Genomic DNA, 16,180 nt, shown 5'->3' on the forward strand with positions numbered 1-16,180 from the left:
CCATATCACTTTGAGATAATTTATAAAATGGATAAGGTGGATATCATGGTGACGCGTGCAGATAGAGATCCAATTGCTAATTGGTGGTGGACGATTGATCGCTCTATCTTTGCAGCTTGTTTAATTTTAATGGGAATTGGCATTATGCTGTCTTTTGCTGCCAGCCCTATTATTGCAAAAAAAATCGGAATTGCTGATAGTTTTTATTTTGTTCGGTGGCATATCATTTTTAGCATTTCAGCATTTTTTACGATGGTTACCATTTCCTTTTTTTCGCTTTCTAATATTCGTCGTTTATGTGCTCTTTTGCTCATTGTAACGCTTGCTCTTATGGTTGCAACCTTATTTTGGGGTCCAGAATTAAAGGGAGCACGGAGGTGGATTCTACTATTTAGTTTTTCTGTACAGGCTTCAGAATTTATGAAGCCAGCTTTTGTGGTTATGTCCGCTTGGCTTTTTTCGGAACAGATACGCAAGAGGGGCATTCTGGGTTATACGTTAGCGATTCTACTTTATGCCATTTGTTGTGTGCTTCTGGTTTTGCAGCCTGATATTGGACAAACAGTTTTAATAAGTGCAACATGGGGGGGGCTGTTTTTTATTGCTGGTGTCCCTCTTACTATTATTTTTCTCTTTCTCATTTTAGGCGTTGTAGGAATTATTTTAGCTTATTTTTTTCTGCATCATGTGCGCGAGCGGATCAATGGTTTTTTGACAGGTGAAGGAGATACTTTTCAAGTGGATGTGGGACGTGAGGCTATTTTGAATGGTGGTTGGTTTGGGCAAGGTCCTGGGGAGGGCACAGTAAAACGTATCATTCCTGATAGCCATACAGATTTTGTATTTTCCGTTGCTGCTGAAGAATATGGTATTATTCTTTGTTTATTAATTATGATGCTGTTTGGCTTTATCGTTATGCGTTCATTGTATATAGCCATGAATACACGTGATTCCTTTATACGTCTTGGTATTACTGGCATAGCAATGATGATTGGCTTTCAATCAGCTATTAATATGGCCGTTAATCTTCACTTAATTCCTCCAAAAGGTATGACATTGCCTTTTATTTCTTATGGTGGTTCTTCGATGGTGGCGATTGCGTTTTCAATGGGCATTTTGCTTAGTTTAACACGTCGTTGGCCAGAAGCGCGCCTTTCAGCTTTTTCTTCCTCTTCTGTCTTGGATACCCCTTATGAATGATAAAAAAGTTATTATTTTGGTGGCTGGTGGTACAGGTGGACATCTTTTTCCTGCTGAAGCCCTTTCTGTTGAATTAAGGCAGCGTGGATATGATGTTCATTTAATAACAGATGAAAGAGCACGCCCTTTTGTTCGGTGTTTTGATGAAGGGCATATTCATATCGTTTCATCGGCAACATTTACACGACGCCATCCTTTTGCTCTGATAAAGACGTTTTGGTCTTTGCTAAGGGGTATGGGGCAATCGTTGGCGTTGTTTTATAAATTACGTCCTGTTCTTGTTGGAGGATTTGGGGGGTATCCGAGCTTTCCTCCTCTTTTTATTGCGGCTTTAACGAGGCGTGTGACATTTATTCATGAACAAAATGCTGTTATGGGGCGTGCCAATCGGGTGTTGGCAATTTTTGTGCGTGCAATCGCTGGTGGCTTGTTGTCGCCAAATGGCACTTATGCTCATAAAATACTTTTGACGGGGAATCCTGTCCGTGAGGCTGTGTTGAAGGCGTCCAAAATTCCTTATCATTCTTCAGAGGAGGAAAAGCCATTTAATTTTTTGATTTTTGGAGGTAGCCAAGGGGCTTCTGCTTTTTCACATATTGTTCCAGAAGCTATTGCTTTATTTGATGATAAGAACCGTAAACGTTTACGAATTGTACAGCAAGTCCGCGGTGAAGCAGGAAGGTTGATCAAAATCTATCGTGATATGGGGGTACAAGCAGAAGTTGCTCCTTTCTTTGATGATATGGCTGAACGTATGGCACATGCTCATTTTATTTTGTCGCGCGCTGGGGCTTCGTCCGTTTGTGAGATAGCGGTGATTGGTAGACCTGCTTTGCTTGTTCCCTATCCCCATGCTTTAGATCATGATCAGGCTGCCAATGCAGCTTTGCTTGCTCGTGTGGGGGGAGCGCAAATTATATCAGAAAAAGATTTAAATGCACAAAAGCTTTCTTCTCTTTTAATGCACGCTTGTTGTGCGCCCCATTTATTGGAAAAACAAGCGCTTGCTGCAAAAAAAGTTGGACAACCTCATGCAACCCGTCGCCTTGCTGATATGGCTGAATCCTTAATTGCAGGGCGATTGTTGTCAAATATAAAAGAGGAGCTTTTTAATGAAAATGCCACTTGATATAGGCGTTATCCATTTTATCGGAATCGGGGGGATCGGTATGAGTGGAATTGCGGAGGTTTTTTATAATCTTGGCTATAAAGTTCAAGGATCAGATCAAGTTGAAAGTGCAAATGTTGAACGTTTGCGGAAAAAAGGAATTAACGTTCATATAGGTCATTGTGCTGAAAACTTAGGGAATGCAGAGGTTGTTGTTTTTTCTACTGCCGTTAAAAAAACAAATCCTGAGTATATTGCTGCAAAGGAAAGACATTTGCCGCTTGTCAGACGTGCAGAAATGCTGGCGGAGCTGATGCGGTTTCGGCGTGCAATTGCGGTGGGTGGTACACATGGTAAAACAACAACCACATCAATGGTCGCAGCCCTTCTTGATGCTGGTCATTTTGATCCAGTGGTGATTAATGGCGGTATTATTAATGCTTATGGTACGAATTCTCGTACAGGAGATGGCGATTGGATGATTGTTGAAGCTGATGAAAGTGATGGTACATTTTTAAAGCTGCCTGCTGATATTGCTGTTGTTACCAATATTGACGCTGAGCATTTGGATCATTATGGAAATTTTGATGCTGTGCGTGAGGCTTTTCGGCAATTCGTAGAAAATGTTCCTTTTTATGGTTTTGCTGTTTTGTGTCTTGATCATCCAGAGGTTCAGTCATTGGCGGGCCGTATTGATGATCGTTGGGTGATCACTTATGGTGAAAATCCACAAGCGGATGTTCGTTTTCTTAATCTTTCGATGGATGGTCAAAAAACGCATTTTGATGTTCTTGTTCGCTCACGCAAAACAGGAAGAAAGATTGAGTTAAAAAATTTGCTTTTGCCCATGGCAGGGCAGCATAATGTTGCCAATGCAACGGCGGCGATTGCTATTGCGCATGAACTTGGCATTTCAAATGAAGCTATAAAAAGGGGCTTAGCAGAATTTGGCGGAGTAAAACGGCGTTTTACGCGAACAGGAAGTTGGCGTGGCATTGAAATATTTGATGATTATGGACATCATCCTGTTGAAATAAAGGCAGTTTTGCGTGCTGCACGTGAGAGTGCAAAAGGGCGTGTTATTGCGATTGCACAACCCCATCGGTATTCGCGTTTGTATCATTTATTTGATGATTTTGCTGCTTGTTTTAATGATGCAGATACAGTGTTGATTACGCCCGTTTATGCGGCTGGTGAAGAACCTATTGTAGGATTTGGTTCTCAAGAATTGGTAGAGCATATTAAAATGGCTGGTCATCGTGATGTGCGCTTAATACATGGTCTGGAAGATGTTGTGTCTCTTGTCTCAACATTTGCTCAGGCAGAGGATTATGTGGTTTTTCTTGGTGCTGGCAATATCACACAATGGGCTTGTGCTTTGCCTCATCAGTTGTCGGTATTGGATGGTCATGATAAATTTTCAGCACATTGATGGTGAGGCGTTATTGGCGCAATTGCAACCACTGTTGGGGGGTATAAGAGGCAAGCTTACACCTAATGTTGAGATGCGTAAGGTGACGTGGTTTCGCACTGGTGGGTTGGCAGAACTTTTTTATCAGCCTGTTGATGAGGAAGATTTAGCTCTTTTCCTTCAAAATTTGCCTGAATTTATTCCTGTCACAATTGTCGGTATCGGTTCTAATCTTCTGGTGCGTGATGGGGGGGTTCCTGGTGTTGTGATTCGTCTTTCGCCAAAAAAATTTGGGCAAGTGAAACAAGTTTCTCCAAAAGGCTTTTTAGTTGGTGCTGGTACGGCGGATAAACATTTAGCTGCTGCCGCTTTAGAAGCTGAGATTGCAGGTTTTCATTTTTATCATGGTATTCCTGGAGGTCTTGGGGGAGCTCTCAAAATGAATGCGGGTGCGAATGGTGTTGAAACCGCAGCGCGTGTTGTCGAGGTCTATGCGCTGGATCGTAAAGGGCAACGTCATATCTTGAGTGTGAAAGATATGCATTATTCCTATCGCCATTGTGATATTCCTAAAGATTTTATTTTTACGGCTGCTTTATTAGAAGGAAAACTCGGCAATAAAGATGATATTCGTGCTGCTATGGATGAAGTTGCCCTCCACAGAGAAAAAGTGCAACCTATTCGCGAAAAAACAGGGGGGTCAACTTTCAAAAACCCTGAGAATACATCCGCGTGGCGCGTGATTGATGAAGCAGGGTGTCGTGGTTTACAGATTGGTGGCGCTCAAATGAGTGAAATGCACTGTAATTTTATGATTAATACAGGGCAAGCAACAGGATATGATCTTGAAGCATTGGGAGAAACAGTGCGTGCGCGTGTTTTTGCAAATTCAGCCCACCTTTTACAATGGGAAATAGAGCGTATTGGTCAATTTGAGCGTGGTCGAAGTGTTTCTCCTTTTGATCCATTTCATTGATTTATTGTTCACTAAAAAGTGAAAATAAAAAATTGAGTCATTTCAAAGAGATAATAAAAAATTTCTATTAAGAATCAATAAATTAACAAAGAATCTCTTGCATCAGGCTTTTGAGTCTGATTCATTATGCAAAATGCTAGGTTATTGATTCGCAAGGATAAACTTTGTTTTTCCTGTATGTAGTGCTGATGTATTCTATATAGACTACATATAGTATGCGAAAGAGGGTGATTTATTATGAAAGATAAACATATAGCTGTGTTAATGGGAGGTTTTTCTTCTGAACGGTCTATAAGTTTATCTTCAGGGGCGGCGTGTGCTGATGTTTTAGAGGTGCAGGGGTATCGCGTGAGCCGCGTGGATGTTGATGCTCATATTGCTTCTGTTCTTGAACAGTTGCAGCCCGATATTGCCTTCAATGCGTTGCATGGTCCATTTGGTGAAGATGGCCGGATTCAGGGGATTCTTGAATATTTAAAAATTCCTTATACTCATTCTGGCGTGATGGCATCTGCTTTGGCAATGGATAAGGGACGTGCAAAAATTATCGTTGCAAATGTTGGGGTTTGTGTTGCTCCTTCTCGTATCATGAGCCGCTTTGCTTTGGGCCGAACGCATCCCATGGAGCCTCCTTATGTAATTAAACCTGTGTGTGAAGGATCAAGTTTTGGTGTTGTCATTGTTCAAGGAAATGAAGCTGCACCGCCGCATAATATTGGGGGAGCTGAGTGGGGGTATGCCGATGAGGTGATGATTGAAAAATATATTCCTGGTCGTGAATTGACTTGTGCTGTTTTGGGGAACGAAGTGCTGGATGTGTGTGAAATTCTTCCCGATAAACACTTTCCATTCTACGATTATGACTCAAAATATAAAACGGGTGGTTCTCTTCATATTTGTCCTGCACAACTTTCACTAAATATTTACCAAAGTGTGCAAAGAATGTCTTTAGCAGCCCATCAGGCGATAGGGTGTCGAGGTGTTAGCCGTTCTGATTTTCGTTTTGATGAAAAAACGGGAGAATTGGTTTGGCTTGAAATTAATACGCAACCAGGTATGACCTCGACGTCTCTTCTTCCTGATATTGCAAAAGCGAGCGGCCGTACTTACGGCGATATTGTTCAATGGATGGTGGAGGACGCATCATGTATGCGTTGAATGTTAATAAAACAAATGTTCCGATGGAGGTGCTTTCAGTGCCGGCTTTGCCACGTCTTTATCGTCGTTTTCTTCGGTTTATGTTTGAGTTTGTTTTTGTCAATATTCATATTCCACGCCATTTTGGCTCTTTTGCTGTTGTGTGGTTTTTCTTTGTTACGGCTTTTTATGGACTTTCATCAAGTGGTCAGATGGCTGTGATCGTAAATACGATCATATTGGATAGTAGTTTTGTGGTCACTCATGTCGATATAAGCGGTAATAAGCGCTTGGCAAAGCAGGATATTTTTAAAATTTTAAAACTTGATGTTGCGCCTTCTATATTCACTTTTGATGTTGAAAGAGCGCGTTCTCTGTTGGAAAAACAGGCTTGGGTGCAATCGGCTAATGTTCAGAAAATTTATCCCAATAGAATGCGCATTTCCATCGTGGAGCGTGAACCCTATGCCATTTGGCAACATGATGGCATAATGGATATTGTTGATAATACAGGTCGTGTCATTGTGCCTTTTAAAGGGGAAATTGTTCGGGATTTACCTCTTGTGGTTGGGCAGGGTGCACAAAATGCTGCTAAAGTGTTTATTCAAGCGCTGTCAGTCTATCCGGAAGTATATGATCGTATTCGTGCTTTTGTGCGGGTAGGTGATCGACGTTGGGATCTTGTTTTGAATAATGGAATGCGCGTTATGTTGCCTGAAAGTGGTGCGCTTGAAAGGCTTTCTTCTCTTGTTTCGTCCGGTACAATGCAAGATCTTTTATCTCGCGATATTCTCAGTGTTGATTTACGTCTTGCTGATCGAATTACTGTTTCTTTATCAGATGAAACGTTGGAGCGTTATCATACTACTGTAGCAGAAGAAGAACGTATTTTAAAAGCGCGAAAGGCAGGAAGCCTATGATGCTACTCAGATCACATCATTTGAAGGGGCGTAAAACACGTTTTTTAACGGTACTTGATGTCGGTTCAAGTAAGATTGTTTGTCTTATTGCTTGTTTGCGTCCTTTGAAGCATGCGCACTATTTACATGGTCGTACACATTCTACGGAAATTCTAGGTTTTGGTGTGCAGCGTTCACGTGGTATTAAATCTGGTGTTGTGATGGATATGTTTGCAGCAGAGCAATCAATACGCTTGGCTGTTGATGCGGCAGAAAAAATGGCGGGTTTGGTGGTGGATTCAGTGATTGTGAATTTTTCCTCAAGTCGATTACAAAGTGCTTTGATTAATGGAATGGTCCATTTGAATGGTCGTGAAGTCACCAAGCGTGATATGCGTATGGCCTTTTCAGATGTTTCGCGCAAAGCCTTTGATGCTGAACGTCATGTTATGCACTCAGTTCCAGTTTCTTATGTATTGGATGGAGATAAAGGAATTTTTGATCCTATTGGCATGGCAGGGGAAACATTTGGTGTCGATGTGCATGTGGTAACAGCGGAAACAGCATCTTTGCGTAATTTAGAAACTTGTATTAATCGTGCACATTTGAGTGTTGAAGCAATGGTTGCCACTCCCTTTGCAAGTGGTCTTGCTGTTTTGATGAATGATGAGGCGCATTTAGGGGCTGCATGTATTGATTTTGGTGGTGGAACAACAACATTTTCAGTGTTTTTTGAGGGGAAATTTATTCATGCAGATGCTCTTGCTGTTGGGGGGCATCATGTCACTCTTGATGTTGCGCGCGGATTTTCTATGTCTTTAACAGAGGCGGAACGTTTAAAAGTTGTTTATGGTTCAGCACTTTTAACAAGTGCTGATGAGCGGCAAATGATTAATGTAGCAGAAATTGGGAGTGAACAGCGTGAAACTCAATATCCTCGCGCAGTTCTTGGGCGTATCATTCGTGCGCGTGTTGAAGAAATTTTAGAAATGGTCCGTGATTGTTTAAATCGTTCTGGTTTTGGTCACATCATTGGTAAACGTGTTATTTTGACTGGGGGAGCAAGCCAGTTAACAGGATTGCCAGAAATGGCACGTACTATATTAGGAAGAAATGTTCGTATCGGGCGGCCTTTAGGTATTTCGAGGCTTCCTTTTCTTGCAAAAGGGGCGGCGTTTACATCTGCTGTTGGGTTGTTAATTTATCCGCAATTGGTGGGTTTTGAAGAAAAAACAATGCAGGCGGCAGGAAATCATTTATCGATGGGCACGCGTGGGTATTTTCAGCGTGTTGGTCAGTGGTTGCGTGAGAGTTTTTAGTTAAGTCTAGTTGGATAAATTTCATCGCTTTGGCTTGCGGTGTCTTATGAGAAGGAAAAGAAAATGACGATTAATCTGCATCGGCCAGATATCGCGGAATTGAAGCCACGCATTACCGTTTTTGGTGTTGGAGGTGGTGGCGGGAATGCCGTGAATAATATGATAAATGCTGGTCTTCAGGGAGTTGACTTTGTTGTTGCAAATACGGATGCACAGGCTTTAGCTATGTCAAAGGCTGAACGTGTTATCCAACTTGGGGCAGCTGTGACAGAAGGTTTGGGTGCTGGTGCTTTACCGGAAGTTGGGCAAGCGGCGGCGGAGGAATGTATTGATGAAATTATTGATCATCTTGCAGACTCTCATATGGTTTTCATTACTGCTGGTATGGGGGGAGGAACTGGAACAGGAGCTGCTCCCGTTGTTGCTCGCGCAGCGCGTGAAAAAGGTATTTTGACTGTTGGTGTTGTGACAAAGCCTTTTCAGTTTGAAGGGGCACGTCGTATGAAAACGGCAGAGGCTGGTATTGAAGAATTACAAAAGTCTGTCGATACATTGATTGTTATTCCCAATCAAAATCTTTTCCGTATTGCAAATGATAAGACAACATTTGCTGATGCTTTTGCTATGGCTGACCAAGTGCTTTATTCTGGTGTTGCTTCCATTACGGATTTGATGATTAAAGAGGGTTTGATTAACCTTGATTTTGCTGATGTTCGTTCTGTTATGCACGAAATGGGTCGAGCCATGATGGGAACCGGTGAGGCATCTGGTGATGGGCGTGCTTTGGCTGCTGCTGAAGCTGCTATTGCGAACCCATTGTTAGATGATACTTCTATGCGTGGGGCGCGTGGTTTACTGATTTCTATTACGGGTGGTCGTGATATGACTCTCTTTGAGGTTGATGAAGCTGCTAATCGTATTCGTGAAGAAGTAGATGCTGATGCGAATGTGATCTTTGGCGCTATTGATGATGAGTCATTGGAAGGTGTTATTCGTGTTTCTGTGGTTGCCACCGGTATTGATCGTGAAGTTAGTGATGTGGTTCAGTCCTCTCATCCTCAGATTCAAAGGCCTGCTTCTTCAATACGCAAGAGCGATCCTGGAACGTCACATAGTTCTTTTCATGTTCAATCATCGCCTCTGCGTTCTGAGTCAATGGTAGAAGTGATCGAATCACTTGAAATAGAGAAGGGTAAATCAACCGGAGAACAGTTCCGTCCCAAAAGTCAAATTTTTGCACAACCTGCAGAAGCAATGACGACACGAAGTGCCACGAATGCTGTTGCGTATGGTTCAAATGCTGTTCAGGAACAGAGATCCAATGTGCCTCGTATGCAAGTAAGCCGTGGTTCTCAACAGGCGATGACGGCTCCTGTGAGTATGGAGGCAACAGCGCATGTTCTTGATGAGATGACAGGGCTTGTGAAGCAAAAAGAAAAGCCAGTGCAACCAAAACAAATGCAACAAATGCAAGCGCGCGCTCCAATGCGTATGCCTGAGTTAAAGGATTTTCCACCTGTTGCTCATGGACAAAGTCAAAGAACATTTGTGACTGATCAAGGTCCTCGTAATCTTTGGCAGCGTTTGAAACAGAGCTTGACACATCGTGAAGAAGCTGAGCCAGAAGCGAGGCTGGAGCCTGCTGTTAGATCGTCTCAGCAGAAAGATTCTCATGTTTACAATAAAAATTCTCAGGCGCTTTCTCAAGATGCTTCTGTTTATGTTCCACGTCGTTCTGGTGAGCTGCATCCTCAGGTACCACAAGATCAGCGTACTTTTATAAGTGAAGAAGATCAGTTGGAAATACCAGCATTTTTACGTCGTCAGGCAAATTAATTGATGAAAAATGAGGTAAAGTAAGAAATTTTATTATTTCTTTAATGCTCAGTCAAAAATTATACAGTAAAATATATTACTGTTTTTTGGATAAAATACTTTGTTTTAAAAAGACCGCTTACAATAAGCGGTTTTTTTTATTATTTACTATGAATATTTTTTATAGTTTTATAAATTTTGTTAAAAGATGTACAAGCAATTTAATAAAATGATATGATGAATTTAGTACCAAAATATCAGTCTACTCTTAAAAAAGCAGTAACATTTAAGGGGATTGGCGTTCATAGTGGCTGTTTGTCAGTGGTAAAGGTTTGTCCAGCGGATGTTGGGTGTGGTATTGTTTTTAAGCGTTGTGGATTAGACGGAACAGAGAAAATATTTCAAGCCCATGCATCGCAAACAGGAAAAACTGAATTATCAACAGTACTTGGAGATGGAGATGTAAGGGTTGAAACAATTGAACATTTGATGGCGGCAATTGCTGCTTATAATTTGGATAATCTTGTTATTGAAGTGTCACATAATGAGATTCCTATTTTGGATGGTTCAGCGTGGCTATATTGCCAAGCTTTTGAAGATGTTGGTATTGTACAGCAAAATGCGTTGCGTTCTTATTTCATTATAAAAAAGCCGGTGCGAGTTGAAGGAGCTCATGGTGTTGCAGAGCTTTTGCCATTCGATGGACGTCGTTTTGATATAACGATCTCTTTTCCTTCTTCTGCTATTGGTAAGCAACATTTCAGTTTTGATCTTACCACACGAGGGTTTAGGGATGATTTGTCACGTGCGCGCACTTTTGGTTTTATCAAAGACGTGGAAGAATTAAGGCTTTCTGGAAAGGCGAGAGGCGCTTCTTTGGAAAATTCTCTTGTTATCGACCTTAATGATAAAATTTTAAATCCCGATGGTCCTTATTGGGAGAATGAATGTGTTCGGCACAAGATGCTTGATGCGATTGGTGATACTGCTTTGCTTGGGGCACCTTTTATTGGATTATTTCGTTCTTATTGTAGTGGGCATAGAATTAATGCGCAATTGGTGAAGGCTGTTTTGGCAGACGAATCATATTATGAAAAAAGCTTTTTAGAGAAAAAGTAAAAAAAATGGCAAGATTTTTTTATCGTTTATTTGATTTTTAAGGGGATGATTGACCTAAACTGCTAAATTGGTTATGTGGATTTTAAAGTGATATGGTATAAACCTTTGATAAATTGTTTTTGCTACAAGGTGATATTCTGTGGAGGCCGGAAAAACTATGAAAAAATCTCATGTGTGCATTGGAAATATGACATATAGAAAATCTAACATTGTACGCAAGATATTGGGGGTGGTGCTTTTGGGAAGCACCTGTATGTTAGCGGGATGCCTCTTTAAAGAGAAAAATACCCTTGATCCATCTGCTTATGTTTTGAAAATAGAGCCACCAGATGTTTTATATAATCAGGCGCTTGCTAGCCTTGAAAGTGGGCGGCTTGGGGATGCATCGAAGAAGTTTTTGAAGATTGAAAAACAGTACGCTTATACAGACTGGGGACGTAAATCTTTGGTCATGGGTGCTTTTACTAATTATCGACTCGGAAAGTATGATGATTCAATTAGTATGGCTCAACGCTATATTACTCTTTATCCAGGGTCGACTGACTCGGCTTATGCATACTATATTATTGGTCTTTCTTCTTTCCGTCGGATTCCTGATGTTACGCGTGATCAACGTGACACGAAACGTGCTATTGCTGCTATGCAGCTTCTTATAGAGCGTTATCCTAATTCTGAGTATGTCAAGGATGCTAAGGATAAAATCCGTTTTGGTCGCGAACAACTGGCTGGTAAAGAAATGCAGATTGGCCGTTATTATGAAGAGGGGCGGCGCTATCTTGCGGCAAGTAGACGGTTTCGTACCGTAGTTGAAGAGTATTCTGATACAAATCAAATTGAAGAAGCACTTTTCCGCTTGACTGAGGTTAATCTTGCTCTCGGCTTAACGGCGGAAGCACAGACGGCAGCAGCTATTTTAGGACGTAATTATCCCAAAAGTGAGTGGTATAAATTTTCTTATAATCTCTTGCAGAAGAATAAAATATCACCACGTGAGCATAAATCTTCTTGGATCTCAAATGCTTTAGGTGGTGACAAGAAGAGGGTACGTTGATTCTCTATGTTGGTACAGCTTTCGATTCATAATATTGTTTTGATCGAAACGCTCGATATTCATTTTACAGCGGGGTTGACGGTTTTAACTGGAGAAACGGGTGCGGGGAAGTCTATTCTCCTTGATGCTTTATCACTTGCTCTAGGGGGGCGGGGTGATGCTTCGCTTGTGCGTCATGGGGCTGACCGCGGGCAGGTCACAGCTGTTTTTGATGTGTCTGTTTCACATCCTGCACGTCAACTTATTCGTGAGAATGGTCTTGATGATGAGGGTGATATTATTTTACGACGTGTGCAATCAAGTGATGGACGTAGCCGTGTTTTTATCAATGATCAGGTGTCTAGTGTTGCATTGATGCGGAGTGTTGGCCGTTTGCTGGTTGAAATCCATGGACAACATGATGATCGTGCGCTTGTTGATGTTGCTACACATCGCCAATTATTAGATGCCTTTGGTGGTCTTGAAGATGAAGTGGAAAATTTGCGTCAGTGTTATCACACATGGCGTGAATTTGAGGAGCGTTTGCAACGGCAGCGTCTTAAAGTAGAGAGTGCTGTACGGGAGGTTGATTATCTTCGTGCGTGTGTAGAAGAGCTTGAAAAGCTTGATTTTAAAGTTGGTGAAGAGGAAGCTCTTTCTCTTCGTCGTGCTGATATGCTTAAATTAGAAAAAATAGCGACAGATATTAAAGAAGCGGATGATCTTTTAACAGGTCAAAAATCACCAATCCCAGTGCTTTCTAATTTGGTGAGGCGTTTGGAGCGGAAAATTCCTGAGGCGCAAGAACTTATTGCACCAGTGGTGAAATCTATTGATGAGGCATTGCATGCACTTGCAACAGCACAAGAAGGTATTGAGACGGCAATACGAGCATTAGATTTTGAACCTGATGAATTGGAACGGATAGAAGAGCGTCTTTTTGCTCTTCGGGGTTTTGCTCGTAAATATCAAGTTTCTGCGGATGAATTGGTTCAGTTACGCGATAAAATGGATGCTGAACTGGCTGACTTTGAAGAGGCTCAGACCATATTGACACGTTTTGAAGATGAGGCAGAGCAGGCAAAGAAAAATTATGATACATTGGCGCAAGCCTTAACAATAAAGCGTCGGGAGACAGCAAAGCATTTATCTGAAAGTGTTATGGCTGAGTTGCCGGCATTGAAGTTAGAGAGGGCTGAATTTATTGTTGAAATGCAAAGTGATATGGAAAAGCGGAGTGCAGAGGGATGTGATCGTATTGAATATTGGGTGCGAACAAATCCTGGAACACGTGCTGGGCCGATGCTTAGTGTGGCTTCTGGCGGTGAATTATCTCGTTTTTTGCTGGCATTAAAAGTTGTTTTATCTGATCGAGGATCAGCACCGACGCTGATTTTTGATGAAATTGACACAGGCGTTGGGGGGGCTGTTGCAGCGGCTATTGGGCATCGGTTGCAACGCTTATCAGAACATGTCCAAGTTTTTGCTATTACGCATGCTCCACAGGTTGCATCGAAAGCGCATGGTCATTTTCTTATTTCAAAAATTGAGAGTCATGATAAAGGACGCTTTGTTACTGCGATTCATAAAATGAAAGAACATGAGCGTGCAGAAGAAATTGCCCGTATGTTGGCTGGAGAACAGATTACTGAAGAAGCGCGTGCAGCGGCTCAAAAGCTTCTAGCATAAAGGTAATTAGTCAGCGATAAAAATACTAGAAAGCTTATATTTATTGAGATTCACTTGATGAGGAGGCGTGGGAGGCCCTTGTGGCAGCGCTTGTAATGTGGAATAGATTTTATGAACAAAGATGCATATAAAAATCTCACAGCTGTTGAAGCAGAACGTGAATTAGAGTGGTTGGCAAAAGAGATTGCACGTCATGATGTGCTTTATAATCGTGATGATCAGCCTGAAATTTCTGATGCAGAATATGATGCTTTACGTCGTCGTAATGCAGAAATTGAAGCTCTTTTTCCAGAGCTTATACGTATTGATTCTCCTTCACATAAAATTGGAGCACCAATTTCTGAAAAATTTGAAAAATCTGTTCATGCACAGCCTATGCTTTCACTTGATAATGCGTTTAGCTCTGAAGATGTTACTGAATTTATTGAGCGTATTCGTCGTTTTTTACGTCTTCCAGAAACACAAGTGTTGGAAATAACAGCGGAGCCCAAAATTGATGGTTTATCTTTGTCTTTGCGCTACCAAAAGGGGCGGCTTGTGCGTGCGGCAACGCGTGGGGATGGAACTGTCGGTGAAAATGTGACGGCAAATGCCCGAACAATTGCTGATATCCCACAAGTTTTGCAAGGTGATTTTCCTGATATCATTGAGGTGCGTGGTGAAGTTTATATGGGGCGGGAAGATTTCCAAGCACTGAATATCAACCAACAAGAGAAGGGCAAGTTAACCTTTGCCAATCCTCGAAATGCGGCGGCTGGTTCACTCCGTCAGCTTGATTCACGGATAACCGCTAGCAGAAAACTTCAATTTTTTGCTTATGCTTGTGGTGAGGTGAGTGAAATATTGGCAGAAAGTCAAATGGAGATGATGAAAAAGCTAAAAGAATATGGCTTTGTTATCAATCCATTAACAAAAGTCTTTAAGACAGTAAAAGAAATTATTTCGTATTATCACGATATCGAAGAATGCCGTCATTCTTTAAGCTATGATATTGATGGTATTGTTTATAAGGTTAATGATTTGATGCTCCAAAAGCGTTTGGGGTTTGTTTCTCGTTCGCCGCGTTGGGCTATCGCCCATAAATTTCCAGCAGAAAAAGCGATAGCGCTTTTGGAAGATATTGACATTCAAGTTGGTCGCACGGGAGCTTTGACACCTGTTGCACGTCTTACGCCTATTACTGTTGGTGGAGTGGTGGTGACCAATGCTAGTTTGCATAATGAGGATTATATTAAGGGAATTGGTCATAAAGGAGAGCCCATTCGTGAAGGACGTGATATCCGTGTAGGTGATAGCGTGATTGTACAACGTGCTGGTGATGTGATCCCTCAAGTTATTGATGTTATCATTGAAAAACGCCCGAAAGATGCTGCTGTTTTTATTTTTCCTCATTTGTGCCCAGCTTGTGGGAGTCATGCTGTTCGTGAAGTGGGAGAAGCCGTGCGTCGCTGTACAGGGGGGCTTATTTGTCCTGCACAAGCAATTGAACGTATTCGTCATTTTGTTTCACGCAATGCTTTTGATATTGAAGGCTTGGGTAAAAAACAGGTAGAGTTTTTTTTCCATGTTCAAGATGAAGCGCTTTGTATTCATACACCAGCCGATATTTTTACGTTACAACGGCGCCAAGAAAAATCTTTGATACGTTTGGAAAATATGGAAGGTTTTGGTACTGTTTCAGTGCGGAAATTGTATGATGCCATTAATGCGCGCCGAGAAATTCCTTTGAGCCGTTTTTTGTTTGCATTGGGGATTCGTCATGTTGGCGAAGTGAATGCACGCCGCCTTGCACGTGCTTATAAAAATTATACAGCTTTTGAGACTGCGGCTATGGAAGCATTTATGCCATGTGATAAGGAAAATGAAGAAGGAAATGAGGCTTGGATAGAGCTTACCAATATCGAAGGAATTGGACCACAGGTAGGGAGCGCAATTGTTGATTTTTATCAAGAAGAGCATAACCGTGAGATTTTATCTGTTTTGCTTGAAGAAGTAACTCCTCTTGATGAGGAGCCTATCATAGCAGATTCTTCACCAATAGCGGATAAGATTATTGTTTTTACAGGAACTTTGGCGCATATGTCACGTGATGAAGCAAAAGCATTGGCAGAGCGATTGGGGGCTAAAACATCTGGTTCACTTTCTAAAAAAACAGATCTTCTTGTTGCAGGACTTGGAGCGGGCTCCAAATTGGCTAAAGCTGAGGAATTAGGTGTTGAGGTTATCGATGAAGAGGCTTGGCTACAGCTGATTGAGAAACATAATGTTTAGAGGATGTTTTCTAGAAGATCGTATGCTGTTTGTATGATTATCTCTCTTACATTTTTTGGGGGATGAAATCAAAAAGAGGGATAATAGTGGCTGTTTTTTGCAAAAACAGAGCGCCATATATTTTAATATTTATTACGTTATTTAAAATAATTAACGTTGAGCTTAAATATTAAACTTAAACTATTATGATGAAGAATATACAAGGT

12 protein-coding genes are annotated in these 16,180 nt (G+C 41.5%); all 12 read left to right on the forward strand.

Features of this window, described 5'->3' with window-relative positions:
* The first annotated feature begins 45 nt into the window (after positions 1-45).
* The 12 genes from ACFIM6_RS05485 (at position 46) to ligA (ending at position 15,974) form a co-directional block, all read left to right on the forward strand.
* Positions 46-1,200, forward strand: coding sequence for an FtsW/RodA/SpoVE family cell cycle protein (locus ACFIM6_RS05485; RefSeq protein WP_375611994.1), 1,155 nt, complete (start codon positions 46-48; stop codon positions 1,198-1,200).
* Positions 1,193-2,329, forward strand: a complete 1,137-nt coding sequence (gene murG, locus ACFIM6_RS05490; protein WP_375611995.1) for an undecaprenyldiphospho-muramoylpentapeptide beta-N-acetylglucosaminyltransferase — start codon at positions 1,193-1,195, stop codon at positions 2,327-2,329. Before ACFIM6_RS05485 ends, murG begins: the two co-directional genes overlap by 8 nt.
* Positions 2,313-3,740, forward strand: coding sequence for a UDP-N-acetylmuramate--L-alanine ligase (gene murC, locus ACFIM6_RS05495; protein ID WP_375611996.1), 1,428 nt, complete (start codon positions 2,313-2,315; stop codon positions 3,738-3,740). Before murG ends, murC begins: the two co-directional genes overlap by 17 nt.
* Positions 3,718-4,695: a UDP-N-acetylmuramate dehydrogenase gene (gene murB / locus ACFIM6_RS05500; RefSeq protein ID WP_375611997.1), complete on the forward strand. Its 978-nt coding sequence runs from the start codon at positions 3,718-3,720 to the stop codon at positions 4,693-4,695. Before murC ends, murB begins: the two co-directional genes overlap by 23 nt.
* 237 nt (positions 4,696-4,932) lie before the next feature.
* Positions 4,933-5,853 (forward strand): D-alanine--D-alanine ligase, encoded by a 921-nt coding sequence (locus ACFIM6_RS05505; RefSeq protein ID WP_375611998.1) that lies wholly within the window; start codon positions 4,933-4,935, stop codon positions 5,851-5,853.
* The gene (locus ACFIM6_RS05510) at positions 5,841-6,752 is read left to right on the forward strand and encodes a cell division protein FtsQ/DivIB (RefSeq protein ID WP_375611999.1); all 912 of its coding nucleotides are present in this window, start codon (positions 5,841-5,843) and stop codon (positions 6,750-6,752) included. Before ACFIM6_RS05505 ends, ACFIM6_RS05510 begins: the two co-directional genes overlap by 13 nt.
* The gene (ftsA, locus tag ACFIM6_RS05515; RefSeq protein WP_375612000.1) at positions 6,749-8,050 is read left to right on the forward strand and encodes a cell division protein FtsA; all 1,302 of its coding nucleotides are present in this window, start codon (positions 6,749-6,751) and stop codon (positions 8,048-8,050) included. The genes ACFIM6_RS05510 and ftsA overlap by 4 nt, the downstream gene beginning before the upstream one ends.
* Before the next feature lie 63 nt (positions 8,051-8,113).
* Positions 8,114-9,886 (forward strand): cell division protein FtsZ, encoded by a 1,773-nt coding sequence (gene ftsZ, locus ACFIM6_RS05520; protein ID WP_375612001.1) that lies wholly within the window; start codon positions 8,114-8,116, stop codon positions 9,884-9,886.
* A 213-nt stretch (positions 9,887-10,099) separates the two neighbouring features.
* On the forward strand, positions 10,100-10,984 hold the full coding sequence (gene lpxC, locus ACFIM6_RS05525) for a UDP-3-O-acyl-N-acetylglucosamine deacetylase (protein WP_375612002.1): 885 nt from the start codon (positions 10,100-10,102) through the stop codon (positions 10,982-10,984).
* A 157-nt stretch (positions 10,985-11,141) separates the two neighbouring features.
* Positions 11,142-12,035: an outer membrane protein assembly factor BamD gene (locus ACFIM6_RS05530; protein ID WP_375612003.1), complete on the forward strand. Its 894-nt coding sequence runs from the start codon at positions 11,142-11,144 to the stop codon at positions 12,033-12,035.
* 6 nt (positions 12,036-12,041) lie between these two features.
* A complete protein-coding gene (gene recN / locus ACFIM6_RS05535; protein WP_375612004.1) occupies positions 12,042-13,703 on the forward strand; it encodes a DNA repair protein RecN in 1,662 nt (553 codons plus the stop codon).
* Positions 13,704-13,814: 111 nt separating this feature from the next.
* A complete protein-coding gene (gene ligA / locus ACFIM6_RS05540; protein WP_375612005.1) occupies positions 13,815-15,974 on the forward strand; it encodes an NAD-dependent DNA ligase LigA in 2,160 nt (719 codons plus the stop codon).
* The last annotated feature ends 206 nt before the right edge of the window (positions 15,975-16,180 follow it).

Origin of the sequence: Bartonella sp. AA9NXGY, assembly GCF_042196845.1 — a bacterium.
GTDB lineage: Bacteria > Pseudomonadota > Alphaproteobacteria > Rhizobiales > Rhizobiaceae > Bartonella.